Annotated in this window: 1 protein-coding gene; it reads right to left on the bottom strand. The window is 60.1% G+C overall.

The genetic code is table 11. The features are described from left to right. Window positions 1-68: 68 nt before the first annotated feature. Window positions 69-2,506 (bottom strand): DUF1631 family protein (locus tag AC1D1X_RS20675; protein ID WP_477699046.1); only part of this gene is annotated, 2,438 nt, incomplete at its 5' end.

Raw genomic sequence — 2,506 nt, 5'->3', positions numbered from 1 at the left:
GAATAGCACTGCGGCACAAAAACGACATTTTTGAACCGGTTGCCCGGGCACGCCGGACAACGAGGCCCTTAGCCGAGCAACCGCTCGGGATTTGCATCCAGCTTGGCAAGCGCGTCGCGCGTGGCACGTACCGTGAGCGCCTCCTCTTCCGTAGGCACCAGCAAACCCGACTGCAGGTAGGCCGCGAGCCGACGAGCCTGGATCAGGAAGTTCCGGCCATCGGCAGAAGCAAACAGGTGCAACTGCTTGCGATCACTGCACCAGGCAAACTGCACATGACTGATCTTGCCGTTGTGGTCCAGGCTGAACCATGTACCTACCTGGAGCTCCCGGGCCCATGCGCGCATGGCTTCCGTGGGCTGGCTGCCGCCATCGGCGATCACTTCAATGTCGGTAGCATCGATCCCGATCATGGTGACCAGGCTGTCAGTATCCAGCGGCAGGTCTCCGACGTCCTCGTCGGAAAGATAGTCTTCCAGGTTCATCAGCCGTTTGGCCATGATCTCCACCCGCTCCTGGGAAATGGTGTCGGTTTTGGACATGAATGCATCGGCCAGCGTATCGCTGATGGTCTTCAGGTGCCCGTCCTGGTCAGACACACCCAAGCCCAGCATGGACATGCCCAGGCGCAGCAGCTGCAGCAATTTCGGCAGGTCTGCAATCACGCGGGCGCGATCATTGCGGTTCGGTTTGGCGCTCGCGGCCCACACCAGATCAGCGGCAGCCCGCTTGAGCGTGATGGTTTCCTCGTGCTGCGGCCCGTTCTTCATCGCGGCGATTGCCAATACCTCGGCCCATACCTTGAAGAGGAATTCGCGGATCTCGTCTCGAACCGGCATGTCATTGAGCATGTTCCGCATCTCAATGGTGTACTGGATCGTCATGGTCTCTTTTTGTTCGACCTGTTGCGCGACGCTCACAACACGGGCGGCGCTGCCATGCTCGGAAAGGAATTTGGATAAAAACTTTTCGAACTCGTCGTAAACCAGCTGAAACACCCGACGCCCTGTTTCGGGATACTGCTCTATCACTTGCACAATGCGCTTGACTTCAGATTCCATGGCGCCGCCGGCCACCGTGACGTCAAAGCCCAATACGCAGGAACCCATGCGGTCGATCAACCGGCGTGCAGGATGCTGCAGCGACTCAAAGAACTCTGGCTCGGAAATCGCCACACGCAATACCGGCATCTGCAAACGGGCAAACCAGACCCGGATCACAGGCGGAATGCGGTCTTCGGCAAGAATGCTCTGGAACATCAGGGCCACGATTTCAATCGTCGCCTTCTCGGATGAGGTGGACGCCGCCTGCTTGAGGGTATTGGTTCGTTCCCGCAAGGCAGTTGCAGCATTGTCGACATGCACCTGGCCATAGATCTGCCCTTGCGCATCTGCGAGCAAGGTACGCTCTGCACCGGTTTCTTCCTGCTTCTGCACGCTCACCATGGCCTGCGCGAGCTGAGGCGACGCCTGTGTGGGGTGGGTATCGTCGAAGCCTGCGACCTGGTTCGACAGCAAACGCTTGAGGTGCCCCATCACACCCTGGGCCCTCATGCGTGCCCTGGCGAGCGGCGTCGTCGCCGTTTGCATGCGGGTTTCATCGTAGACTGCGCCGCCTTGCCTGGATACGCCTGGCTGCGACCCTGCTCCTTCGGACGCCGTACCTGGAGAAGCTGCACCCTGACGGCCGCCAAAGGCTGAAGATCGCCCGCCACCCACACCCTGAACCCGGCTATCAGGCCCATCGCCCTGGCCTCCGCCAAAACCACGTGCGCCACCGCCTTCAGACCCGCCGGTCCTGGAGCCGGTTTCGCTGCCGAATTTGCCGCGTTCCTTCTCAGAAGTGGAGGCTTTCCTGGCAGACGCTCCGGCATCCGCAGCGGAGGGAGTGCGTTTGACCAGCGGCCGTAAGTCGATTTCCGCCATCACCCCCTGCTGCACCAAAAACTCGTTGGTGGCATGGTAAGTCTCCAGCAGGTGTGTGCCCATGTCCTTCTGGATGACATCCTGGACAACGAGCCAGACATCCCGTGGCAGCGATGCAAGACTCCATTGCTCAACCATGTGCTGGGCAAGCACCTCGGGGCGAAGAATGTCCTGCTTGTGCAATTCCGTGACGGCCTCCAGGTTTTGGATGCGCAACCGGAGGTCGTTCAACTCCCAGCTTGCGAAGTCCAGCAACCGAAGCGCGAGCCGCGAAGCAAGGATTTTGTCCTCCATCACGTCGTTACCCATCAATTCAAATTTGCCGCTGTCGGCAAACCTCGAGGGCGAGTTTGGCGCAGGAATCGTCTGGGCAGTGGTCCATGCGGCGGTTGTGCCACGGACCCAGGTGGCACCACTTTTCTGGAAAGCCATCCAGGCATCACGCCGGTCCTGCATTTCCCGGACACTGCCGGGCTGATCAACTGCGGCAGTGAGCCTGTCTTGAATGGTTTTCGCCAGTGCAGGCAGTACGCGTACAGCACGCTCCGCAAACAGCGCACGTGCCTGCTCGACCAGAACCC

The organism is Polaromonas sp. P1_G4 (assembly GCF_056405475.1).
Note: the sequence above shows the minus strand (reverse complement) of the source record. Positions and strands in the feature narration are given on the sequence as shown.